Origin of the sequence: Maribellus sp. YY47 (assembly GCF_023111095.1) — a bacterium.
Lineage (GTDB): Bacteria > Bacteroidota > Bacteroidia > Bacteroidales > Prolixibacteraceae > Draconibacterium.
Map to the genome: position 1 here is coordinate 150,923 of NZ_JALGYW010000007.1, position 25,526 is coordinate 176,448.

At 36.5% G+C, this 25,526-nt stretch carries 23 protein-coding genes; 21 read left to right on the forward strand and 2 right to left on the reverse strand.

What is annotated here, in order from left to right; translation table 11 throughout:
• Nucleotides 1-189 precede the first annotated feature (189 nt).
• The 12 genes from MR764_RS07585 to MR764_RS07640 all read left to right on the forward strand — a co-directional run bounded on the left by MR764_RS07585 (nt 190) and on the right by MR764_RS07640 (nt 14,377).
• The gene (locus tag MR764_RS07585; RefSeq protein ID WP_247978805.1) at nt 190-3,246 is read left to right on the forward strand and encodes an FAD-dependent oxidoreductase; all 3,057 of its coding nucleotides are present in this window, start codon (nt 190-192) and stop codon (nt 3,244-3,246) included.
• Nucleotides 3,247-3,496: 250 nt separating this feature from the next.
• On the forward strand, nt 3,497-4,726 hold the full coding sequence (locus MR764_RS07590; RefSeq protein WP_247978806.1) for a site-specific integrase: 1,230 nt from the start codon (nt 3,497-3,499) through the stop codon (nt 4,724-4,726).
• Nucleotides 4,727-4,737: 11 nt separating this feature from the next.
• A complete protein-coding gene (locus MR764_RS07595) occupies nt 4,738-5,625 on the forward strand; it encodes a hypothetical protein (RefSeq protein WP_247978807.1) in 888 nt (295 codons plus the stop codon).
• 180 nt (nt 5,626-5,805) lie between these two features.
• Entirely contained in the window at nt 5,806-6,105 is a 300-nt protein-coding gene (locus MR764_RS07600) for a helix-turn-helix domain-containing protein (protein WP_247978808.1), read from the forward strand.
• Entirely contained in the window at nt 6,102-6,734 is a 633-nt protein-coding gene (locus tag MR764_RS07605; protein WP_247978809.1) for a DUF5131 family protein, read from the forward strand. Before MR764_RS07600 ends, MR764_RS07605 begins: the two co-directional genes overlap by 4 nt.
• Before the next feature lie 399 nt (nt 6,735-7,133).
• Complete coding sequence (locus MR764_RS07610; protein WP_247978810.1) at nt 7,134-8,282, forward strand: BT4734/BF3469 family protein; 1,149 nt, start codon at nt 7,134-7,136, stop codon at nt 8,280-8,282.
• Nucleotides 8,283-8,910: 628 nt separating this feature from the next.
• A complete protein-coding gene (locus MR764_RS07615) occupies nt 8,911-9,264 on the forward strand; it encodes a hypothetical protein (protein WP_247978811.1) in 354 nt (117 codons plus the stop codon).
• A 340-nt stretch (nt 9,265-9,604) separates the two neighbouring features.
• On the forward strand, nt 9,605-9,913 hold the full coding sequence (locus tag MR764_RS07620) for a hypothetical protein (RefSeq protein ID WP_247978812.1): 309 nt from the start codon (nt 9,605-9,607) through the stop codon (nt 9,911-9,913).
• A 767-nt stretch (nt 9,914-10,680) separates the two neighbouring features.
• The gene (locus MR764_RS07625) at nt 10,681-11,544 is read left to right on the forward strand and encodes an AAA family ATPase (protein WP_247978813.1); all 864 of its coding nucleotides are present in this window, start codon (nt 10,681-10,683) and stop codon (nt 11,542-11,544) included.
• Nucleotides 11,486-12,520, forward strand: a complete 1,035-nt coding sequence (locus tag MR764_RS07630) for a DUF3871 family protein (RefSeq protein ID WP_247978814.1) — start codon at nt 11,486-11,488, stop codon at nt 12,518-12,520. The genes MR764_RS07625 and MR764_RS07630 overlap by 59 nt, the downstream gene beginning before the upstream one ends.
• A gap of 111 nt (nt 12,521-12,631) precedes the next feature.
• Nucleotides 12,632-14,020, forward strand: a complete 1,389-nt coding sequence (locus tag MR764_RS07635) for a hypothetical protein (RefSeq protein WP_247978815.1) — start codon at nt 12,632-12,634, stop codon at nt 14,018-14,020.
• Between the two features lie 108 nt (nt 14,021-14,128).
• Nucleotides 14,129-14,377, forward strand: a complete 249-nt coding sequence (locus tag MR764_RS07640) for a hypothetical protein (RefSeq protein WP_247978816.1) — start codon at nt 14,129-14,131, stop codon at nt 14,375-14,377.
• On the opposite strand, the gene MR764_RS07645 is transcribed toward MR764_RS07640, so the two are convergent.
• The gene (locus MR764_RS07645; RefSeq protein ID WP_247978817.1) at nt 14,374-14,727 is read right to left on the reverse strand and encodes a hypothetical protein; all 354 of its coding nucleotides are present in this window, start codon (nt 14,725-14,727) and stop codon (nt 14,374-14,376) included. The two genes, MR764_RS07640 and MR764_RS07645, sit on opposite strands and share 4 nt — an antisense overlap.
• A 113-nt stretch (nt 14,728-14,840) precedes the next feature.
• Between MR764_RS07645 and MR764_RS07650 the strand changes: the two genes are divergently transcribed.
• Nucleotides 14,841-15,149, forward strand: coding sequence for a hypothetical protein (locus MR764_RS07650; protein ID WP_247978818.1), 309 nt, complete (start codon nt 14,841-14,843; stop codon nt 15,147-15,149).
• A gap of 11 nt (nt 15,150-15,160) precedes the next feature.
• On the opposite strand, the gene MR764_RS07655 is transcribed toward MR764_RS07650, so the two are convergent.
• On the reverse strand, nt 15,161-15,388 hold the full coding sequence (locus MR764_RS07655; RefSeq protein ID WP_247978819.1) for a helix-turn-helix transcriptional regulator: 228 nt from the start codon (nt 15,386-15,388) through the stop codon (nt 15,161-15,163).
• A 358-nt stretch (nt 15,389-15,746) separates the two neighbouring features.
• Here MR764_RS07655 and MR764_RS07660 point away from each other — a divergent pair, with 358 nt between their 5' ends.
• From MR764_RS07660 to MR764_RS07695, 8 genes are all read left to right on the forward strand, one after another.
• Nucleotides 15,747-16,616 carry a DUF3761 domain-containing protein gene (locus tag MR764_RS07660; RefSeq protein ID WP_247978820.1) on the forward strand — a complete coding sequence of 290 codons (870 nt, stop codon included), beginning with the start codon at nt 15,747-15,749 and terminating at the stop codon, nt 16,614-16,616.
• 69 nt (nt 16,617-16,685) lie between these two features.
• Nucleotides 16,686-17,399: an FISUMP domain-containing protein gene (locus tag MR764_RS07665; protein WP_247978821.1), complete on the forward strand. Its 714-nt coding sequence runs from the start codon at nt 16,686-16,688 to the stop codon at nt 17,397-17,399.
• 22 nt (nt 17,400-17,421) lie between these two features.
• Complete coding sequence (locus MR764_RS07670; RefSeq protein WP_247978822.1) at nt 17,422-17,688, forward strand: hypothetical protein; 267 nt, start codon at nt 17,422-17,424, stop codon at nt 17,686-17,688.
• A 64-nt stretch (nt 17,689-17,752) separates the two neighbouring features.
• Nucleotides 17,753-20,572 carry a DEAD/DEAH box helicase family protein gene (locus MR764_RS07675; RefSeq protein WP_247978823.1) on the forward strand — a complete coding sequence of 940 codons (2,820 nt, stop codon included), beginning with the start codon at nt 17,753-17,755 and terminating at the stop codon, nt 20,570-20,572.
• 1 nt (nt 20,573) lies between these two features.
• The gene (locus MR764_RS07680; RefSeq protein WP_247978824.1) at nt 20,574-21,773 is read left to right on the forward strand and encodes a restriction endonuclease subunit S; all 1,200 of its coding nucleotides are present in this window, start codon (nt 20,574-20,576) and stop codon (nt 21,771-21,773) included.
• Between the two features lie 11 nt (nt 21,774-21,784).
• Nucleotides 21,785-23,104: a putative phage abortive infection protein gene (locus tag MR764_RS07685; protein ID WP_247978825.1), complete on the forward strand. Its 1,320-nt coding sequence runs from the start codon at nt 21,785-21,787 to the stop codon at nt 23,102-23,104.
• A 31-nt stretch (nt 23,105-23,135) separates the two neighbouring features.
• Entirely contained in the window at nt 23,136-24,005 is an 870-nt protein-coding gene (locus tag MR764_RS07690) for an agmatine deiminase family protein (RefSeq protein ID WP_247978826.1), read from the forward strand.
• Nucleotides 24,006-24,015: 10 nt separating this feature from the next.
• On the forward strand, nt 24,016-25,497 hold the full coding sequence (locus tag MR764_RS07695) for a class I SAM-dependent DNA methyltransferase (RefSeq protein WP_247978827.1): 1,482 nt from the start codon (nt 24,016-24,018) through the stop codon (nt 25,495-25,497).
• The last annotated feature ends 29 nt before the right edge of the window (nt 25,498-25,526 follow it).

Genomic DNA, 25,526 nt, shown 5'->3' on the forward strand with positions numbered 1-25,526 from the left:
GCAATAGGGCAGTTATAATTCCATAATGCATGTGAAAACTTTTAAATTCGACTCATTATCTTTTTTGTTGCGAATACCATCCAAAAAGTTACCATTGAGTTTTTTTAAAAGACTGACCCGAGAAACGACTCTGACCAAGTTCAGAGTACATGATTTCCGGGGTGAACTAAAACCAATTAAACCATAACCATGAAACGACGCAGCTTTATTAAAACAACCGCAGCCGGTTCGGCTTTCCTGATGACTTCAGGTGCATTTGCATTTGGAAGTACTTTACCTGACGAAAAGAAATTCTGTTACCAGTCGGCCAGAAAAATACCTGTAGCCTACAATGTTGACGTTGTGGTGATAGGTGGCTCTTTGGCAGCGGTGGCTGCTGCTGTTGAAGCAAAAAAATCGGGCTCCAATGTTTTTTTGGTAGCCATGGAACCGTATTTAGGTGAAGATGTTTGCGGAACTTCCCGTCTTTGGACGAACGATGCCAGCATTTATAACACCGAACTCGGGAAAACTATTTTCGGGAACGGACTTCCCACTCCGATGCATGTGAAACGCACACTGGATAATGCGTTGATCGAAAACAACATTGACTTCCTGTATTCGAGCTATGTAACCGATGTTTTAAGTGATAAGAACAATCAACTGGCAGGAGTAGTTATTTCAAACCGCTCTGGAAGACAGGCAATAATTGCCAAAACGATCATCGATGCCACTCCCCGAGCAATGGTGGCACGGATGGCCGGAGCGCAGTTTGGTGTTTATCCATCAGGCGAACAAACCTTTAAATTCACGGTAGTTGGAAATCAGTTAAAGGAAGCTCCGGGTCTCAAAGGAAAAATTCAGGATAAAAAGGTGCAACTGAAATACGCTTCAACCGGAGATACGCAAGGAAGTGGTTTTTCTGATGCTGATGTAAAATATGATGTCATCGAATATTCTATTCAGATCAACATGAAAGATGGAAGTTGGGCATCGTTTGCAGAAGCTGAGCAAATTGCCCGCGACCTCACATGGGATACTGATCAGGTAGAATCATCCGACTTAATTTTCCAGAATCCCCCGGATAAACTGACCGGGCAGAAAAGATGGAACAACGCCGATGTTGATCCGGAGAACATTAATCTTAAAGTTTTCAGGCCCCGGAAACTGGAGAACATTTTTGTATTAAGCGGAAGCGCCAATTTGAGTGACGAAGCAGCAGAAACGTTGCTGCAACCCGGAAAGCTTATTCGGGTTGGAGAAAGAATCGGAAAAGAAGCTGCAACTGTTGCCACAAACACCGATGAACCACAAGCTGTGAAAATTAAAGGCAGCAGAAACTCAACTATTGTACAGGGAGACGTGGGCGAAATACTGGAAGGATTGCGGCCTTCTCTCAACATTGGCGAGATTGTTGCCGAAGAAACCATACTTCCTGTTCTGGGAACTTACGACGTGGTTGTAATGGGGGCCGGAACTGCCGGTGCACCAGCCGGTGTTGGCGCTTCAAAACAGGGAGCAAAAACCCTCGTGCTCGATTACATGCACGGAATGGGCGGAATGGGAACACTCGGCATGATTGGAAGATATTACCATGGCTACCGGAAAGGATACACAAACACCGTTGACCAGGGAGTAAGGAATATGGATTTGGATAATCCCCGAAAAAAGAAATCGCTGGCGGAATGGGTGTTCGACTGGAAAACAGAATACTTCAGACGGGAGATTCGCAGTGCCGGTGGCGACATATGGTTTGGCGTGCTGGGTAGCGGGGCCTATGTTGAAAACGGGAAAGTTAAAGGAGTTGTTGTTGCAACGCCTGAAGGACGTGGAATTGTGCTTGCCCACACGGTTATTGACTCCACCGGAAGCGCTGACATTGCCATTGCCGCGGGTGCCGAATATCACTACACTGATGGACTTTCAGTTGCCGTTCAGGGTTCTGGCCTTCCGTTTAAAAATCCGAATGATTTTTATAACAATACCGACTGGACTTTCATCAACGATTCTGACATGCTCGATGTTTGGCGCGCATTTGTTATTGCAAAAGATAAATTCAAAGATCAGTACGACATCGGGAAAATACCACAAACCCGCGAACGCCGCAGAATGGTTGGCGATTTCACGGTTGGCGTGCTGGATGTATACAACGGGCGCACATACCCTGATATCATTTCGGCTCATTTCAGTTCGTTCGACACACACGGATTCACCGAAGATCCGTTCTTCTCGTTAAAACCGCCTGCTCACAGCGGGGTAGATGTTTTGGCTTTTGTTCCGTTCAGAGCACTGCTTCCAAAAGGACTGGAAGGAATCGCCGTTACCGGGCTTGGTGCCAGTGCACACCGCGATGCCATGCCGGTGATAAGGATGCAACCTTGTTTGCAAAACCAGGGATATGCGGTTGGAATGGCTGCAGCACAGGCAAAGGTGAATAATCAGAACATTCGCTACATTGATATCAAGGCACTTCAAAAAGAACTGGTGAAAATTGAAAGCTTACCGGAACATGTGCTTACCGACAAAGACAACTACCCACCGGCCTACGAAAAAATTCAGCAGGCTGCCATCACAGTAGTTGATAACCTGGAAGGTTTGGAAACTATTTTGTGGGATAAAGAAAGGGGCGTAACTGCTCTGATTGACCAGTTTCACATGACAAAGAATGATGAACACAAACTGGTTTATGCACGTATTCTGGGAATGTTGGGCGATCCAAACGGATGGGAAGAGCTGATCAAGGCGATAGATACTTACGATGATTGGGACGAGGGCTGGAACTACACCGGCATGGGACAGTTTGGGAAAAGCATCAGCTACCTCGACAGCCTAATCATTGCCGCAGGCAGAACGCAAAAAAGAGAAGCTATCCCAACGATAGTCAGGCTTGCAGAGAAACTAACACCCGAAAGTCATTTTTCTCATTTCCGGGCAGTTGCCATTGCACTGGAAACAATTGCCGATCAAAAAGGCGCCGAACCACTTTTCAAAATTCTGGAAATGCCGGGGGTAAAAGGGCATGTTATGCCGGACATAAAAACAGCTAAAAAACTCACGCCTGCTGACAAAAACGATGTTTCAACCCGAAACAATGCTTTGCGGGAAATTATTTTGGGGCGGGCGCTATACAAATGTGGAGACTACAACGGTGTGGGAAATCAAATTCTGAATGAATACTCAAAAGATTTGCGCGGACACTTTTACCGCCACGCAAGCGGAGTTTTGCAACTTTCTCCTGCCCCCAAAAATGTGGATGTTGAATTATGAAATAGTTTTTCAACCAGATAAAACCAACAAAAAAGCACTTTCGAAATTGAAAGTGCTTTTTTGTTTTTGTGGGCCCAACTGGGCTTGAACCAGTGACCCCCTGATTATGAGTCAGTGATTAATAATTTCCTTTATTTTCTTCAAGGCTGATTTACAGCCTGTTAGTTTCTTTTATTTTCCTGTTTTTTCTCTTTTTTACCCCTTATTTCACAATTTGTATGTATCTTGTATGTATCAAATCCTGATGCTCATGATTGGTGTAACTACCTCAATAGTACTTGATACAAGGGTTCAAAGGGCAGACGAAACCTATGCAGTAAAGTTACGAATTACTTATAAAAGGCAACAAAAGTATTATCCAATTGGTATTTGGTTAAATGAGGAAGCTTGGCAAAGAACCCAGCAAGATAATCCCAGAAAAGGATATAAAGAAAACAAGCTATATTTCAATGAGATTGAAAAAAGAGCTATTGACATTATAAAACAACTCCATCCCTTTTCTTTTTCTGGTTTCAAGCGCAAATTCAATCAAGATTCCCAGCAACAACTTGATACAGTTGAGTTATTTAATGAATACATCAAAAAAATGAAGGATGAAGAAAGGTTTGGGTCAGCGGCCTCCTATTCAGATGCTTTAACTTCTATCCAAAAGTTCTTGGCTACTCAGAAAAGAAAAAAGTTAATGGTATGGGATATTACACCTGAATGGCTACAGGGTTATGAGGATTGGATGAAAGCCCAGAAAAGAGCATCTTCAACAATTGGGATCTATTTAAGAAGTCTAAGGACTATTGTCAACATTGCCATTGAAAATGGCAGCATCAGCAGGGAGGACTATCCTTTTGGGAAAAGAAAATACCAAATACCGGCATCCCAAAATGTAAAGAAAGCATTGACGCTTTCTGATATTAAAAAGATTGTTGAATATGAGCCAAGAAGCAGGTTTCAGGAAAGAGCCAGAGATATTTGGCTACTAAGTTACCTTTGTAATGGAATTAATTTCAAAGACCTTGCACTCCTTCAAAACAAAAATCTTGCAGGGAATAAAGTAATATTTATCAGATCTAAAACAGAAAATTCTACCAAGCAAGAACTAAAACCTGTCACAATTATCCAAACTGAAGAGATTAAAAATATTATAGCGAAATGGAGAGCTGATACAAAAGATCCCGATGATTTTGTCTTTCCATTCATTAGCCATAATGATCCCCCCGAGCAGCGCCACAACAAAATCAAGAACATTACAAAGAAGATCAATAAGCACATGAAGAATATAGGTGAAGTCCTCAAGCTTGAGATGAAAATAACAACATATACAGCAAGGCATTCCTTCGCCACTGTATTAAAAAGATCTGGTGCCCCTATTGAATTTATTTCTGAAAGTTTAGGTCATAAGGACTTGAAAACTACTGAGAATTATCTTGATAGCTTTGAAGATGATGTGAAGGAAGCATATCAACGAAAATTACTTGACTTCTAATTTCTCAAATCATGCAAAAATCAGATTCAACATTAGACTTCCCAGTTAAATTTTTTGTGGATTTCTTTATCAATGGCGGTTATCCAAAATACAAAGAGAACTTCTTAAGTTGGTGTCAAAATGAGGCAGCAAAGGATTCAAATGTAAAAATGTTCCGTAGTCAACATGATCTTTGGGTCAATCAAAATATCGCCAATTCCGTGGGAGAGGATTCTTATCAGACAACTTTCATGAGTCAAGACCTCAATACTTTTATCAGATCAGAGGTGGAAAAGTCAAAGAAACTACTCCTGAATGAACAGGCTACTAAATACACAGATAGAGATAAATTATTTACATCACAAAAAGTTACTCTAAAACAGATTCTGAAAGAAAACGAATCTCTATTTAAAGAATTCACCTCTATTAGAGAAAGTATTGAAGAACTAGTAAGCTACATTGATGAATTAAGTGAACTTGAGAGTTATCAACCTGATAACTTAATAAATACTTCATTCCCACAAGAACAAAAAGAAGAGGTAGACATAGTTGAAGAGGTAACTGGCTACCTTAAAGGGCAAAATGAATACGGGCAAACAATAATGTCATCTGAAGAATACAACAGAATGTTGAAGTTCCTAAGGAAAGTTATTGAAGACAAAAAAGTCCAAACCCCAGAGATTCCTTTTGACTTTGGAGGGAGATTAACAGTTGGTGTTCTACGGTTTACATTCCATGTCCTTCATCTCAAGCTCTATGGGAAGGAGAAAAAGGACTATTTCTTGAAATCCGTACACAAGGCCATTAAGCAATTTGAACGCTGGAAGTATGAATCATTCAAAACCAAAATCTCTGTTCCCCCGACAAAATTTCCTGAATGTGATGTGCCTGAAATTATAAGAAAACAAGCAGGAAAATAGAATATAACTGGGTGTGTTTTATTTTAGTTACACCGCGATTCCCAAACTTACCTGCACTTACCTACTTCTACCGGCCCTTACCTATTGATTTGCAATTTATTACCCTGTTTATTTGTAAGTGAAAATTTTCATTAACAGATGCAGTGCACAGCATAGTCATTAATCAAAAAAAATGGAATTATGTTACAAAATGAAATAGGGTTAGAAAAGTTGAAGCAACTGCTAACTGAACAGAATTTATTACAGAAGGAAGTTTTGAATCTTGAAGAAGCCAGTGCTTATATTGGAATCAGTAAGTCAAATTTATACAAAAAGACCTCTGCTCATAAGATCCCTCACTATAAACCAGAAGGTAAGCTATTATATTTTAAAAGATCGGAATTAGATGAATGGATGCTCAGAAATCGTCAATCATCAACTGATGAAATAGCTGATAAAGCAGCCACTCTTTTTATTAACCAGAAAGGGGGATTATCATGAAATCAATTAATAAGTGGTACGATTCAATCTGGAATCCTTTTTCCGGAGTGCCAATCGATGGAAATAAGGGAAAAATGAATACTTCAGTCAAGGGTTGGTTCAATGAATTAGAACTTGATGATGAAAAGCTTACCTATCCATCACTTATGGAGCGTGCAAACAGGATTCTTATAAATCCGACTATTGATCTACTAGACTATCATATGGGGAGCAAAAAAAATCTCGATCTTCTTAATCGAATTGTAAACGTTATTAGAGATAACAGCCATTTGAAATTTATGATTGTTTCATATTGGGTAGATACGAGTATCTTGAAATTAATTGAATGGCCAAATAATCTAATAATTGTTGCACAAGTTTTTGATGAAGAAGACAAAAGGAATCTTGAATTTTTGTACTGTATTGATTTTCCAGGGCAATGTTATGTTCTTTTTGAAGACTGTGTACCTAATTTAGGTTTTGTCAGCTTAGAGACGATAGATGAGGTGATTATTAATTTGAATTCCAATACCCCCTTAAACCATTGGGACCTAAATTGGATAAGTTCAATGTTATCCCAAGCTATTGCTGATGGATGTGGTTTCTCACTTGAATTTGAACCCAAGTCTGAGAAAGGAGAATTATCATGAGTAATTCTAAGGAATCCTCAATATTTGTGAATGGCGAGGGGCAAATTAGCCCCCACCTTCCATATGGATTTTATTCAAGTATGGGTATCGGGCTTTTTCCGGATGAAAGAAAAAGAAAGAAAGCAGAACCAAGATTGCTCGAATTCGTGAAAATATGGTCTCTGAAATATGATATCAGATTTTTGTCCGGCTTAGCCACTGGACCTTTACCCCTTGGTTAGACTATTTTAAATTATACACCAAGTATAACATCGTTGAAGGACATACAGGGAATACCCGTAATACCCTTTGATTCTCAGAATCTACAAACAAATCCAACTCTAAATCCAGCCAATAGGCGTTTGGGATCTTGGTTTGGCCATACAGTTTTATCAAGTCAAAACTTAAAATCAATACAACATGTTAGTCTCAATATTTGAAAATTCTACCCCAACGAACATAGATGTTGATATCAACCAGATTGTTGATGCTATAAAATCAGGTACCCACCAACATGTTCAGTTCTCGCCATCAGGAGTTATTAAAGTTCTCAGCAATAGATACGACACACTGATATACAGTGGACTATGTTTATTGACATACAAAGCAAAATCAAAAGAAGAACTCAATTGTATCTTTAAAACTGTAACTCAAGTACCAACTACACTATGCTGTTTCCGGAATGAATCAGGCACCGGTTTAAATGTGCTGATTAAAACAGATTGTTGGGAAGGGCATCATCAGACAGGCTACACTCAAGTATTTAATACTTATCAAAACCTGATTAATCTGGGGACAGTTGATTTTTTACCAGATGAAAACATACTTTGCCAATTATCTCATGACCCTAACCTTTACTACAATCCTGAATGTAGGATTTTTGAGGTCGAATTTAAAACACCAATAGACAATATTTCAGAAACGATATTGAGAGAACTAAATAAAGAAGCATTTGAAAAACAAGTTATTTACACAGAACAAAGACACAAATTAACCGAAGAGACATTTAACGACTTCTTTGGGACACTTGCCAGCAATTGTTTTAATGCACATATTCCGTTGACATCAACATTGGAACTGATATATCGAAAATACGGGTTGTCTTTTATTGTCAAAGGAATTGTAAAAAGGGTCTACAAAGCTTTATCTCTGCAGCCAGTAAAGATAAAAGATCCAGCCCATTCTATTCATTTCAGGAACTTCCAGAACTACAAGGAGGATGTTGAAAATGATGAGATTATATTCTTTGAAGCTTTGGTATATTACTCTCGCCTATGGGGAATTCCGTTTTATTACTCAGATAAGAAGATCGCAGCAGATCTGAGAATTAATAGACATAGAAGGAAAAAAATCGTTGATAGGTATAAAAACATGGGGTTTCTAAGTACCTTTCAAAAAAAAGTCTATGATTCAGATAAGTTCGCTACAACTCACTACTTTTTAAATCTGGATCAATTGCCCAACGCTGCAAGGGAATTAATGATTGATCCCAAGGACTTCCTTAAAACTATGATGCCTCTCTTGATGCAAAAGAAAGGAACTCCTATGGGCTATTCTGTGGATCCTTGAGTCATTAAAAGACAACTACGCTACAATCTTCCCTTTTGGAGTTGCCCTTCTAGAATCAGCCTTAAAATGGATATTTCACGCTGCTGATTTCAGCATCATTGATTACCTGTTTATGTTGTAGATTTTAGCACTATAGATTGTCAAAATCATGTTGTTGAAATCTACAACTAATAGAAATACCCTTATAGCATATAAATTGGGAAAGGGGGTGTGGGGGAAAACCCTTAGGATAATTTCAAACCATTTTTTCATCCTTCAAATGAGTCGCCAATACTTGTTCAGGGCAGCATGACAAGAGAGTCAATATTACCAATGCAAATACAGCAACATGTATAAAATCGAATGATCAAAGTATATATCCACTGCTTATAAAAATATTGAAGTCAAATTTTTTTTATAAAAAAATTTTTGCCCTTACTTTGCACTTGCACAATCTACCCGTGAATCCACCACATCCTCCTTGCCTTTGGGGAAATACCCCCTACCCTGGATTATCATCAGTTTTTTTCAGCAGCAGGAATAAATGATTTTCTTTTTTATTCAGCTCCCCACATCTTTGCCACCCCCACCCAGCTTTGAACTGCATCAGAGGCAGTTGAATCAAGTATAAACGTTAAAACTTTTAGCTATGGTAACCATCGTAGATATCGTAAAGAGATCTTCCCGGGAAGGGAATGAATTTGTTGCATTGATTGTGCAGGGTGAATTGGAGATGCTAACAAGCAAGTCAGGAAACCTCTATGCAGCAGCAAGAAAAGCCAGCATTCCCTCGACATTGGAATTTGAGGCTGCCAGATTAATGATTGGCAAAGAGCTGCCGGGCAGCATAGAGAAAGTTGAATGTGCGCCTTATGAGCACTTCACACCTGAAGGTGAAATTCTTCAACTGAACCACAGATGGCAATTTGTTCCGGAAAATCAAGCAAGGCAGCAGCAGAAAGAGGTACTGTACTTGCAGGATTTGGCACATGAAGTTGGATAAACAAGAACAATGCCTTAGCACTAGCAGGGCATTGTTTTAAGTTTTTAATTTAATTCTTTCCGGATTAAATTTTAAAACTGAAATATTTCAAAGATTCAAAATTGACTTGACTCAAATTAAATTTTAAAGTGAAAAGCAGCAGTGTGAAGCACCCAAGACACATTAAATTCTATCGCATTCTGCTATGTGATAGATTTTATCTATTTGTGGGATCGCTCTATAATAGCCCTTTTCTCTTCCAACTGCTGCCCCTCCAATTCTACTTTCTTGCTTTGCTGCCCTTTGCTTGAATGGCAGCATGGAGAAAATACTCAATTACAAGGATTTTAAATCAAATACTATGAAAATCAAAATCCACTACATGATCATTTGTATTATAGCCATTTTGGCTTTTGCATGTGCACCATCTCCTGAAAATGTATCTCACTTTAATCAGGCAGATAATTTCAATATCGTCATTGGTTTCTGGCATGGACTTATAGCTCCTTTCTCACTAATTGGAAAGCTATTAGGCTTGGATATTGGTCTGTATGATGCAGGGAAATCAATGTTCAGTTACTGGGTGGGATACGGAGCTGCAATCTATCAATACCTTAGGTATGGGTTTTTCTTTGGGAATCAGCTTTGGCAGCAGCATGAGGTAAAATAATTCTTAACACTGCTGCCCTGCAAAATATGGCCCTCGCACATCAATAAGCAAACAGGTTTTCTGCTGTATTTTTAAAAGTTTTTTGAGAAGGTATTTCCTGTGATGTGTGAAAAAAATACCACTGAAAAAAGGAGATAAAAGGTTGCCTTGATGGTGACCTTTTAATTTAAATATTTTATCACGCTGGAAGCCTTCTTCTTGTTGCAATACATTTCATGAACAGCTCAATATCAGAAGATATTCCCAAATAGAGAAAGCTATCTAATTAACAAAATATTTATTTCGCTGAAATAGAGCACTTAGCATTCTTGGCTTACTCCTTGTAATATTTAAATAACTTCAAAAAGGACGATAAAAAAATAAGGATATTAAGATAACGGGGAAAGCGACTTCTGTATTTATGATTGGTTTTGTGTTTAGGGGTTTGTAAATTATCAATCATCTTCAAAAAGCGTCCATTGAGCTTTCCCCTTTCTTTTTTTTATCTACCATTAAAGATTTGTAAATTATAGTTGAAATTGTTTTTTCAACATTCCCATGTATGGGGAAACAGTAAAATAGGGTAGTTTAAACTGCCCTGTTTCTATTTAATGTTCAAAATAACATTTTCGATAAGAAGAAAGGGCAGTTCAACAACTGCCCTTTACTAATGTTAACCCCCAAACACACAATGGGCAGAATGCCCATCAGCTTTAAAACTACAAAGAAATTCTCTTTCTCCCAACATAATTGCCATTCATAAAATCTATCACTTTTAATCTTTTGATATGGAAATAAGAAAAGCTCAAAGAAAGCAAGCCAAGATTAAGCTTGCTTTACAAGGGCCATCTGGCTCTGGAAAAACTTATTCAGCACTCCTACTTGCTGCTGGATTAACTGACTACAGCAAAATCGCTGTTATTGACACTGAAAATCACTCTGCTGACCTCTATGCTCATTTGGGTGATTACTCTGTACTTCAACTTCAAAAGCCATTCTCTCCTGAAAGGTATATTGAAGCTATTGAAACCTGTGAGAATGCAGGAATGGAAGTGATCATCATTGACTCCATCACACATGAGTGGGATGGCTCAGGTGGTGTTCTTGATGTACATGGCAACATGCCTGGGAACTCTTTCACCAACTGGGCTAAAATGACGCCAAGGCATAATGCTTTTGTGCAAAAGATCTTGGAATCACCTTGTCACATCATATCAACAATCAGGACCAAGACAGATTATACCCTTTCTGAAAAGAATGGGAAAATGATTCCTGAGAAGGTTGGACTAAAGGGAATTACTAGAGACGGGATGGACTATGAATTTACCGTTGTTTTTGATCTTGATATTAAACACTACGCTTCTGCGTCAAAAGACAGAACAGGTTTATTCATGGATAAACCGGCTTATGTTATTTCATCAAAGACAGGTGAAAGAATTCTTCAATGGTGTAATGCCGGGACTTCATTAGATGAAGTCATCAAGCAAGTTCAGCAGGCCAAAGACACCATAGAACTGAGGGATCTACTTAAAAGGTACCCGGAATTCAGGACTTCTATTGAACCTCTGGCTGTAAAGCGAAATGAGGTTTTAAATGCTACGATTATTAACCAAACAAGAATATCCGGAAATGGAACTAATAAAGGTAAATGACAAGTCACAACTCAAACTTGTGCCTTCACCAACTGCTGTAAAAGATAATCAAAGGACAAACTCTGATGTACATTTTATGGCAGCAAACACAGAAATAATTGGCATTGATGATATGCGTAAAAAACATACCATCCCTGTATTTGCCAAGGACAATGAGAGTACAATTTCTCATCAGGAATTTATTGAAACTGTTGAATATGTTACTCAACAAATCTTTGGAGGTGAGCATATTCTTACACCTGCTGTAAGGGTCTCACATCCCATTAAAGGGAGAATTCCATCTGCTGTAGGTAAACCTGCCAAAGAGCTTCTGGAACATGAAAAAACGCTTTATTTTGAGAGGATGGCGTTTGCAATAGAGATTGCTTCCATCAGGGATAATGTTGCTGGGAATGAGCTTAATTTGACTGTGGGTGGTGTCAGGGCTTATAACCTTGACAACCTTCATTCAACGAAAAGAGCAGAGAGTTTCAGGCTATTTATCGGATTCAAAAATTCGGTATGCTGTAATCTTTGTGTTTCAACAGATGGATTCAAGAATGACATCAAGGTCAGAACCATTGCAGAACTGGCAAAGTCTGCTTATAATCTCTTTGGTGAATTCAACTCTTACAAGGAAATTGAAAAGTACAGCAGTTTGCCAGATACAGTCATTACAGAAAGCCAGTTTGCTCAAATTGTTGGTAGAGCAAGGTTGTACCAAAACATGCCATGGAAAAACAGGAAAGATTTACCTGCATTTCCATTAATGGATAACCAAGTGACTCAGATTGTAAAAGACTTCTATTCAGATGAAAGTTTTTGCAGGGACGAATCTGGAAATATCAATCTGTGGAAGCTGTATAATCTGTTCACAGGAGCTAATAAGTCATCTTACATTGATAGTTTTCTTGACCGGGGTGTAGGATGCCAGCATTTTGTTGGTGGTTTACATCAGGCTTTGTCTGGAAGCGAATTTAATTGGTTTTTGAATTAAATTAAGACTGCTCTATATCAAAGAGCAGTCTTTAATCTTCATCATATTAATTTTGTAACTTGCAGAATCAATATTTTCAGTAATGTACATTAAGGAAGTCAATCTCAATAAATGTCAAATTTACTATTTATTAAAACGAAAACTAATACAAAGGATGGGGATATATTATTCACTGGACCATATTCAATGATAGCTCCATATTTAATAGAAATCGCTTGGATTCTTGCCAATGAATTTGGTGAGATTATTCAAGAGAATAATTTCATCCTTGATAAATCTAATGACACCAACATATTTGTAAATAAGTCAATTTCAGAGAAAACATCATGGTCTCTCAAAACAATTTTAGTTGAACTTAACAAAGTTATTCTGAATACAGATTGTCTTATCTATCAGGATTTTATTGTTGAAAGAATTATTGAAACAGAATCATTGAGAAATGATGTGAGATTTATTTTGCCCTCAAAAAATCGGATTAATCTTCGTGATATTAGAGAGTATCTTTTAGATGAAAGTCAATTTCTTGCTACTATAAGTATTAGTGATTTATATTTCAGGTTATTTGCAGAGAATGCAAGGACAAAGAAAAATGGTGCTCACAAGGATGTATGGTTACTGTATCGCTGTTTCTTTGCGATGATAAAACGTAAGATTATTATGTACCCACGAGAAAAAAATAACTGCCTAAACATTAATAAACTAATTACTACAAGAAATAATAAACTATTTAGAAGAGTTAATAATAAGATTTCGTTAGAATATGATTATGCTGGTTTCTGGCACTCCAAATTATCTGGGAAAAAAGCAACTATATATTGTGATAAAGATAAATTTAAAGAATCTTTTTTCAGCAAGGAATTGTTAGAGATTGAACTGAAACTAAAAGGATTAATGACAGTTTCAACGATTTACAAAAAGAATGAAATCCAAAATAAAAACATACAAGAAGAAACAAATAAAATTACACGATTAATTAACTCTATTATAAACCTTTACAAACAAGCCAGACTTTATAATGAATACACTATTATGGGATATCCAAAAGAAGATTTTATTGGTTTTAAAGGCAACTTAATTGATGAATACCAAGGGGAATATACTTTGCAAAACTATTATTTTGAGCAAATTCCTTATTTTACTGGTGATGAGGTATTTTTTCAAGCTTTTGATAGTGAGTGGATTTATGATGGTTTGTGTCAATATTTACGCATTTTGAATCCAAGAACAAAGATAAGTAATTCATATTTCAAACATTTTAGAAATAGAATTAAGTCAGATGACGCGTATTCTGAGATATGTAATGAACTTGACAATATTTATTTAGCTGGAAATTTCATTTATGATAATACTCTTGAAATTCATCTTAAAAAAGTATTGAAGCTAATTAATATAGAAGATATTTGGATTGGATATGATAACGGTATACATTTTCCCAAAAATGGCTTTTTTATCGGTAAACCATTTAGGAGTTATTTGTCCGAGGAAGAGTGTCTTTATTAGGTTAATATTTTGTAATATGAGGGATTGCCTCTTAATTCTTTTTTCTATAATTAATGACTTAGCTTGCTTCTGGATAAATCGGAAGTGTTTTATTAGAATTGCCATATAATGAAAAAAATACAGTTAATTCATAAAGAACATCATGAGGAATGCATGGAAGTGCTAAAAAGCACCATAGTCAAAGATGAGGATTTGGATAAATTCACGATTGATAAGGACACTCTGTTACATGAACTTCCAGAGCCTGTAATTAATGCTTTTTTAGATTTTCTATCATCATACAGGGGAGAACTGAGGCAAATTGCTTTAAAAATGATTAAAGAAGGCACACTTATTTTAGAATGTTGGGAAGATTAATAGTCAAATTTCACTATACCAGTTTCCTCAGAAATTGACACATTAAGATTATGCCCCCCATCTCCATTAATTTGATTTCGACTGTCTCCTTCTTCGGTTGATAAATGCAGGATGTGGTCAGAGATTCTTTTTTCCCATTGCTTTCTTGTTTTTTTATGGAATTTAGGCTTGTCAATCAATGCATCTATCATCATCTCAATAGTATAAGTTCCTTCAAGAATCATCAAATCAATAAGTCCACATTCAGCATCAATATGATGTCTTAACCAAGTAACACCTTTGGAGACAGGATTTGGTTTTCTAACCAGCTTCATAGTGTTCTGAATATCTTCCTCTCTTGCTTTGGACATGAATTTTGAGTTTAAGTACAGAGAAAGTTACAAAAATCATATAAGAAATCCCTTTTCACATCACTACAAGTTGGCAATGGATTAGCTATTTATTCAACCTCAAAAACTTAATCATGAAAACAAAACAAATCATACTTCACCTTATTGGTGAGCAAATTCGCAATCAGTTGCTAATCCTTACATTTGAAAAATTAGGATTTGACTGTAATAATTACACACTGAACATCAGTGAAGTAATTTTAACACTGGTTGGATTTGATGCAAAGTCAGATTGTCTGTATGAACAATATTTTCAACTGCTGGAAGATGCAGCAAAAGAAACGTCATACATCAATTTGGATCAAATGCTGAGCAAGTGGTCAAATTTAATTTATTCGAAGCTAATTGAAATTAAGGCAAATGAATTTTTCTCTTCCGGGTAAAATCATGAATATTAATTAGCAGTTTCTACATCAACTAACTCAGCGATTGAAATTTCAAGTGCCTGACTAATCTTATAAAGAGTTGAAATCGTTGGGTTAGTTCTTCCAGCTTCCAAACGAGATAAGTTCGCTTTTTCAAAATTGCAGATGGCAGCCAGATTCTGTTGGGTAATCCCCTTGGATTCCCTTAATATGCGAATTCTATCACCAATCTTTTTTTGAAGCTGGTTAATATTCATTAATTATCATTTCTGACAACTAAGATTTTGTTTTATCTTTATAAATAGGTTATCATATATGACAACCAAAAGGATAGTAGTAATATAACGGGCTATACATGGGAGGTGTTTTAGATAAACTGGTCTTCACAGAATCTCTGTTACTTCAGCTTCTGGTCATTGGATTGCTTTATGCCCTGTTCCATATAGTTGGACTCTTTGTCCTAAAATTCATGGATCATCGAAGTAACTCAGTCTCAAGAATCATTAGGATCAAATACGCCTTTGTCGTGAGCTTTTTTATCACATTGCAAATTCAAATATTGCTTGTCGGGATTGCACAGTGCTATATTCTCTTTTTTTACTAAAGTCATCTGCTATGCCAATTAACCAAATACAACAGACGAGCTCAGAGAATAATACTATTGATGGGTTATTGCTAAAAGCCGCAAAGGTGTTTGTCAAATATGATTTATACCCTCATTCTCCAAAACAATATTTTATTGAGCAGTTTCCATTTGTAAATAGGGTTAGTTTAAATCGGGCTTGGGACAAAGCAAATAATGAAATCACATATCAAGAGCGCATAAAATTCAATCAATATGGGTATGACAAGGAAGAATGCTTTTGGACCAAAGAGGTAGAGTTTGATAAAGATGAAATAATTAAGAATCTCAATCAAGACTATGATTTGGTGTTCGACTATCTAATTAACAAGCCAAATTCATATACATTGAAAGCCCGTGACAAAAGAGCTCATTATTACTTAGCCTTAGGTTACATTACAAACATATCCGAGGAAATAAAGTCTAGTGATAAGCTAAAGAAATTTAATCTCCCCGGAGAAATTGAAAAGGCTATTTCATACGTCTTTTTCTTCTTCGGAGCTGTAGTCGCACTCAGTCCTATATTGATTCCTTTTCTAATTACAAGCTTCACTCCGAGTGATAAACTTGTCCTGAAATATTTGAAGGAGGAATTTAAAACTTTTGACGAGTCCCAGTTTGATATTGACTCTTTAACCCTGCTTGTTGCCCATGAACATCTTTACAGGTTTAATGGCGCAGTGTGTAATGATGGATCAATAAGTCACTCCCAGGGCAGGGGAACGTGCTCGTATCATGGAGGAGTTTCATATTACTTCTACAAAGGGGATTGTATGATGACATGGGATGAATGCCAGGAAGAAGCCATCAAGCTCTTGGAAAAGATAAAGAAGAAAGCAAAACGAAGATCATGGATTGATTGACTTTTTGAATATAACCTTCACCTACATGAAATTTAATTCTTACGCAATAATCAATAAAAACTATTTAAAATGAAAATAAAACATTTATGCTTTGCATTAATACTCCTAGTATGTGCCTGTTCTGACAGTAGTTCAGATGATGAGAAGATCGTTGATTTCTCAGGAGACTCCGGGATCTTTATTGATCAAAGAGATGGACATCGTTACAACTGGATTAAGATTGGAGAACAAGTCTGGATGGCGGATAACCTGGCCTATCTCCCTGATGGAGTTTCATTAACTGACTCTCCTTTTGCCGTGTTTGAATACAATGGGGACAACCCTCAGGAGGCAAGGAAAAGTGAAGGGTATAAAGAATACGGAGTATTTTACAACTACTATGCAGCAAATGAGTTCTGTCCAGAGGGTTGGCATCTACCATCCAATGCTGAATGGGAACATTTGGCAGAGTTTATCAGTGAAGATAATGGCGGCTTTGAAAAACAAGAAGAGACCAAATATGACCTTGAAGGATGGTTTGAAGTTGGTAAACAACTAAAAATAGTAACGAGTGTGTATGAAACTAATGGAACTGACAATTATGGCTTTTCTGCACTGCTGCCAGGAATAATTGAAGGCAACGGGAGTGTTTCTTCCAAAGGGCAATATGGTAGATTTTGGACAGCAACAGAGGAAAATGAAGGTAGGACTTATGCGAGGTTTGTAAAATCCAGTTCAAGCCTGCTATATACCACTCATTTATGGAAAACAAGCAAACTTAGTGTCAGATGTGTAAAAGATTAATAGATTTCGTAACACTTCTTGCATGCCAACCACTTTAATGAAAAAGTTCCAACTCATTCACCAAGAAAAAGATGAGCAGTGTTTTGAGATTCTCAAATCCTGCATTGTTGAAGACAAGAAACTCAAGGAATACCGCATTGACAAAGACACTCTGTTAGAAAACCTGCCAGAAAGTATTGTCAATAAATTCCTTGATTTCTTAGGCACTGATCGACAGTTTAGAACTTTGATGTTGCACATGATTAAATCAGGAACATTGGTTATCAGTTGTTGGGATGATGAAGAATAGCATTTATCAATAAAATTCCTAAATTTAGCCAACCAAAAACAAAAAGTACGACAACCGCTTTATAATGCCAAACCAAAATCCTGAGCAAATAGCAAGAGACCATATTGACAGGCAGTTAGTTGCTTGCGGATGGACTATTCAGGACATCAAAAAGATAAATCTTCATGCTGGTATTGGGGTAGCAATCAGGGAATATTTAACTGATGTTGGTCCTGCTGACTATGTATTATTTGTTGATGGAAAGCCTTGCGGGATTATTGAAGCAAAAAGGGAAGATGAAGGATTTCGCCTGAATGTACATGAAGACCAGACTGAGGGTTATGCAATAGCCAAACTCAAACACTTGAATAATGAACCTCTTCCTTATGTTTATCTCAGTACTGGTGAAATAACAAGGTTTACCGACTTCACAGACCTAAAACCAAGAGCAAGGGAACTGTTCTGTTTTCACAGACCTGAAACTTTAAGAGATTGGATAAAAAGGGATAAATCCCTGCGCAGAAGGTTACATGATTTACCAGCCTTACAAACTGATGGTCTAAGGGAATGCCAGATAAATGCAATTACCAAACTGGAAAATTCATTCAGGGAAAACAGACCAAGAGCGTTAATTCAAATGGCTACAGGTTCAGGAAAAACCTTTACTGCCATTACAACCATTTACCGTTTACTGAAATTTGCAAAAGCTAAAAGGATATTATTTCTGGTAGATACTAAAAACCTTGGAGAACAGGCAGAACAGGAATTTATGTCTTTTGTCCCCAATGATGATAACCGGAAATTTACAGAATTATACAGCGTTCAACGTTTAAAATCAAGTTATATAGCAACTGACAGTCAGGTTTGCATCAGTACCATTCAACGTTTGTATTCCATTTTAAAAGGAACTGAGTTGGATGAAAAACTGGAAGAGGAAAATCCAAATGAAAGGAAATACCAGCCAAAGGAGATTCCACCAGTGGAATATGACGCTAAAATGCCCATTGAGTTTTTTGATTTCATTGTAATTGATGAATGCCACCGTAGCATTTATAATTTGTGGAAGCAGGTTCTGGAATATTATGACGCTTTTGAAATTGGGTTAACAGCAACACCTGACAGCAGAACCATTGGATATTTTGACCAGAATCTTGTAAGTGAATATTCTCATGAAATGGCTGTTGCTGATGGGGTAAATGTGGGTTACGATGTTTTTATTATTGATACTAAAATCACTCAGCAGGGGGGAACTCTCTGGAAAGGGGAATACATTGAACACCGGGAAAGGTTAAGCAGGAAAAAGAGGCTGGAATTACAGGATGAGGATGAAAACTATTCTGCTCAGCAGTTGGATAAAGATGTAGTGAATCCCAATCAAATCAGAACTATTATTCGCAGTTTCAAAGAACATTTACCAAATATTTTCAAAGAGAGGTTTGATAAGGATGGAGTTTTTGAGGTTCCCAAAACTTTAATATTTGCAAAAACAGATTCACATGCTGATGACATTATCCAGATTGTAAGGGAAGAATTTGCAGAAGAAAACCGATTCTGTAAAAAGATTACTTATACCTCAGACAAAGACCGTTTGGATGCTGATGAAAATATTCTGGAAAAAGGAGAAGACCCAAAAACAACTTTGGCTCAGTTCAGAAATGGTTATCATCCAAGAATAGCTGTTACCGTTGATATGATAGCAACAGGTACAGATGTAAAACCTTTGGAGTGTTTGCTTTTTATGCGTGATGTAAAAAGCCGCAATTACTTTGAGCAGATGAAAGGTAGGGGAACAAGAACTGTTGACCTTGATACATTGAGAAAAGTTACCCCTTCTGCCAAAACCACCAAAGACCATTTTGTAATTGTTGATGCCATTGGTGTTAACCGTAGCCTGAAAACTGACAGCAGACCATTGGAGAAAAAGCCTGGCATTCCATTAAAAGATTTGCTACAGGCAATTGCAGTTGGAGTAAGGGAAGAAGATTTGTTTACATCATTAGCTAACAGGTTAACTCGTTTAGACAAACAAATTACACCAAAAGAAAAACAGAAGTTTGCTGAAAAGGCAGATGGTAAAAGTATTTCGCAGGTGGTAAAAGAGTTGCTAAATGCTTTTAATCCTGATGTGCTGGAAGGAATTGAGACCAAAGTAAAAAATGATTACATAGGCGCTGCACCTGATGATATAGAAAAAGCCATTCTATATGAAACCGAAAAGTTAAAGGATGAGGCTGCCAAAGTCTTCACAGGTGAATTGAATGAATACATTGAAAATGTTCGTAAAGCACATGAGCAAAGGATAGATACAGCCAATCCTGATGAGGTGGTTCATGTGGGTTGGGATAAGGAAAACAAGGATAAGTCAGCAGAACTGGTAATTGAATTTTCAGCGTGGATGCAGCAGCACAAGGATGAATTAACTGCATTGCAGATTTTCTATAACCAACCTTATAGAAGACGAGAACTCACTTACACCATGATTAAGGAAGTGCTGGAAAAACTGCAAAGTGACAAACCATTACTTGCACCGCTGCATGTTTGGAGAGCTTATGAAGCCTTGGAAGAATGTAATGGTTCGCCAAGAAATGAATTGACAGCCATAGTTTCACTTATCCGCAAAGTAAGTGGGTTGGATGCTGTTCTTACAGCCTACGATAAAACAGTGGATAAGAATTTTCAGGAATGGGTATTTAAAAAACAGGCTGGTGCTGTAAAGTTTAATGAAGAACAAATGTTATGGCTCAGGATGATTAAGGACTATGTAATCAGCAGTTTTCATATTGAAAAGGATGATTTTGATTACAACCCTTTTAATGCTCAGGGTGGATTGGGCAAAATGTGGCAGCTTTTTGGAGAGCAGACAGAGGAGATTATTAATGAATTAAATGAGGTATTAGCAGCATAAAATGGCTTTAGGACGTAAACCAATTGAAATAGTAAACGAAGGCAAACATCAACTTTTAGTAAAAGCTGAACATTGGAACAGGATTTATTTAAAGGAAGTTGCCAAAGTTCAAAATGGATATGCTTTTAGTTCAAAAAATTTTGTAAAAACAGGTGGCTTACCATTAATCAGAATACGTGACATTGATAGTACATCAACTGTTGATAGGTTTGACGGAGAATATTCAGATGAATTTATAGTAACAAAAGGAGATGTACTTATTGGTATGGATGGAGATTTCAAAGTTGCACGTTGGAAAGGTGATGATGCTTTGCTTAATCAACGGGTATGTAGAATTATTCCAAAATCAAAAGATTTTGACTCTAAATTTTTATTTATTTGTTTACAGCCATACCTAAATGCAATTAATGAAGAAACTTCATCGGTAACTGTTAAACACTTGTCTTCAAGAACCATTGAAGAAATTCCTTTGCCTTATCCACCTCTTCCTGAACAACAAGCCATTGTCTCCAAAATAGAAGAACTACTCAGTGATTTGGAAAACGGGAAACAGCAATTGATATTGGCACAACAACAAATAAAAATTTACAGGCAAAGTTTGTTAAAATGGGCATTTGAAGGAAAACTCACCAACAAAAATGTGAAAGAAGGGGAGTTGCCAGAGGGATGGAAGATTGCTCCCCTTGGAAATATATGTGATATGAAAGCTGGTTTTTTTGTAAAGGCTGTTGAAATCCAAAAAGAATATAATGAAGGACTGTTTCCTTGTTATGGTGGAAATGGATTAAGAGGTTATACTGAATCATACACACACAAAGGCACATTTTCTCTTATAGGTAGACAAGGAGCTTTGTGTGGCAATGTGCATCGGGTTAATGGAGTTTTCCACGCTACCGAACACGCAGTTGTCACTTCTGCAAAAGATGGAATTGACACAGATTGGTTATTTCATAAATTAACAGCAATGAAATTGAATCAATATTCTGCTGGTGCAGCTCAACCTGGTCTTTCTGTAAATAAACTTTTAAAAATCGAAGTCTTATTCCCAACACTCAAAGAACAAAAACTCATCGTTGATGAATTGGAAAGCAAACTAACTGTTTGCGATAAAATTGAAGAAACCATCAGCCAAAGTTTGCAGCAAGCAGAATCATTAAGGCAGAGTATTTTAAAAAAGGCGTTTGAAGGGAAACTGGTATAACTAATATAGACATGAAAAAGATAAAAACATTTGATACTTTTTTCTGGTGGAGTGCAGCAGCATTCATTTTAGTTGTTGCACTTATTAGTTTTTTTCCAGCATGGTTTACTGCTTCTTTTAGCAAGTACAATTTTACAACTACTGGACAGATAGGAGATACAATTGGTGGAATAATGGGACCATTTATTGCAATTGCTGCTGCTGCATTAACTTTTTTAGCATTTTGGGTTCAGTATAAAGCTAATGAACAACAGAAACAGGATATTAAGGATTTAAAAGAAAGGGGAGAAATTGAAAAATTAGAAGCTAAATTTTTTGAATTAGTTAAACTTCATAGAGATAACGTTTCTGAATTAACATACAGCCCTTTTAAAAGAGTGCATATTGAAGCCAGTGATGAAGATATTATAAAAGAAGAAAAATTTGAAGGAAGGAAGGTATTTAGAGCTATCGATAAAGAATTCAAGAGTTTGTTTGCAGAGTTAAAACATTTTTTTCAAAACACAAATGAAATAAATATATATGAGGAATATTATTTAAATCAACTAAAGAAAAACAATGAAATTAATTTAAGAAATATAGATTTTGTCACGTTTGCCCAAATTGATATTTTATACAGTATCATTTATTTTGGATTAAGTTTTGAAGGGCAAAAAACGTTAGGGGATTTCTTTAAGGGGAGGTACAAACAATCTTTTTTTGAAAGCATTATTCAATTTGCATCCCTTAAACCCAAAGAGGATTCTGGCTTTTGGAATAAATGGCATTCAATGAATTCTAAAACAACAACAAGAATAAAACATTTTAACCGCCTTATTCAAGATTGGAATAAAAATGTACAAAAAATAGAAGAGCTTAGAGATGAATGGCAGGTGGATGAAGAATTAGAGTATAAATATAAGTACTATAAAAAAGGTAATTACACAAAATACTATGGAGGTCATCAATTCAGATTAGGTCATTACTTTAGGAATCTCTATCAAACAATTACACTTATCAATGATGATAAACGGATAGATTTTGTTCAGAAATATTCAAATATCAAGATATTAAGAGGGCAATTATCAACCTTTGAGCAAACAATCATTTTTTTAAATTCTCTTTCATCTTTAGGGCGTGTTTGGGAGTTTGAGAGCAGAAACAATCCTGAAAAAGCAATTGAAAAGGATAATCAACTAATCACAAAATATAATTTCATTAAGAACATCTTGAATGATGAAATTATTGAAGGTGTGTATGTTTCTCACTTTTATCCATTGGTTGAATTTGAATCTGGAATTAACGAAGAGAAGAAAAAACAAAGAGAATTATTAGAAAAACAATATTCGTAATGAGGAAAATTGACAACCTAAAATGCACAAGATGAGAGTCTATATTTCAGAATATCTCAAAAATACTATCCGGGGTAAGTTGATTACTAATACTCTCAAAGAAATTTTAGGCAAAAAGTTGTCTGAAATTCCCCAAAATAAAAATGAATGGTGTAGGGATTATATGCCTGTCAAGGGTTATGGTGGTCATTTGGTACTGTTTAAATACAGTCCATCCTACATTGTAGGAAGAACTACACTTGAAAAAACTATTCCTGAACAAAAACAAATATGTAATAATCTTGGACTTGAATACACAGAGTCTTCTGTAATTCTGGATGGTGGTGCAATTGATATTTTTGAAGATATTGGAATTGTTTCTGACCGTGTAATTTTTGATAATTGCAGTAGCTGGATGAACCAAGAACCATCAGTTTTAAAAGATATTAAAGAGAGACTGAAACTAAATAAGTTAGTTGTTGTTCCATCTGACCCATGGGATTTTACTGGTCATGTTGATGGAATGGTCAGGTTTATCAATAATAATAAGGTGCTAATAAATGACAGTTCAACTATAGATAATGCAATAAAACTATGCACTAAGAAGGAGCAGGAGAAATACGAAATGTGGAAAAACAACCTTCATCTTTCATTGAAAAATGCTGGATTAGAAATTGAAGTATTACCATGTGCTGTTAGCTCAAATGAAGATGATTCAGATACTGATGCTACTGGCATCTATCTCAATTTTCTTTTACTTGAAGATAAAATTATCATGCCATCTTTTGAGCAATATCCTGATTATAATAAAGCAGCAAAGAAAAAATTGAAAAACCTATATAATAGAGAGGTACTGCCTGTTGAAGCAGGTTTGTTGGCACAGCATGGAGGAATAATTAATTGCGTTACATGGAATTTCTGAAATTTAAAAAATGAATACAAACTCAATAGTATCAAAAGTATGGTCATTCTGCAATCCCCTGCGTGATGTAGGAGTAGGTTATGGTGACTATCTGGAACAACTTACCTATCTGCTGTTTTTAAAAATGGCAGATGAATATAGCAAACCACCACATAATCGTAATCTGAACATTCCCTTAGATTACAATTGGGAAAGTTTGACTGACAAAAAAGGAGCAGAACTTGAAATTCATTATGCCAATCTTTTGCGTGAGCTTAGTTCTCAAAAAGGAATACTTGGTCAGATATTCACCAAAAGCCAGAATAAAATTCAAGACCCTGCCATGCTTGGAAAAGTAATTGAAATGATTGGTTCAGAAAAATGGCTGGTTTTAGGCTCTGATGTAAAAGGAGATATTTATGAAGGATTGCTGGAAAAAAATGCAGAAGATGTTAAAAGTGGAGCAGGGCAATATTTTACACCAAGAGCTTTAATTAAAGCAATGGTTGAATGTGTTCAACCTCAGCCAATGCATACCATTGCAGACCCTGCATGTGGCACAGGTGGCTTCTTTTTGGCTGCTTATGATTATCTGGTATCAAACAACAAACTGGATAAAGAACAAAACAAATTCCTCAAACTTGAAACCTTTTACGGGAATGAAATTGTTGCAGGGACAAGGCGTTTAGCTTTAATGAACATGTTCCTTCACAACATTGGTAACATTGACAGTGATAACTTTATTTCTCCTGCTGATGCCTTGATTGCAGCATCACCAACAACCTATGATTATGTGCTGGCAAATCCACCATTTGGCAAAAAGAGTTCACAGACTTTCACCAATGAAGAAGGAGAATTGGAGAAAGATGATTTAACCTATAACCGTCAGGATTTTTGGGCAACCACAAGCAATAAACAATTAAATTTTGTACAACATATCAGAACCATGCTTAAAACAACAGGCTCAGCAGCAGTTGTTGTGCCAGATAATGTGTTATTTGAAGGTGGTGCTGGTGAAACAGTCAGAAAGAAATTACTGGAAACAACAGATTTGCATACCATTCTGCGTCTGCCAACAGGTATTTTCTATGCTCAGGGCGTAAAAGCCAATGTGATTTTCTTTGATAACAAACCAGCAAGCAAAGACCCATGGACTAAAGAAATATGGGTGTATGATTACCGTACAAATATTCACCATACTTTAAAAAAGAATCCTTTAAAACTGGATGATTTAAAAGATTTTATTTCCTGTTATAATCCTTCAAACAGGTTTAAAAGGAAAGAAACTTACAATGCAGAAACAAATCCTGAAGGAAATTGGAGAAAATTCAGCTACGAAGAAATTATTGCAAGAGATAAAACCAGTCTGGATATTACATGGCTAAAAGATAAGTCATTGGCTGACCTTGATAATCTGCCAGACCCAGAAACCATTGCAGAAGATATTATTGAGAACCTTGAAGCAGGATTAGAAAGCTTTAGGGAGATTATGGTAAAGTTGAATGCCAAATAAAATCAGCCAGCAGCAGAATGAAATGTTAT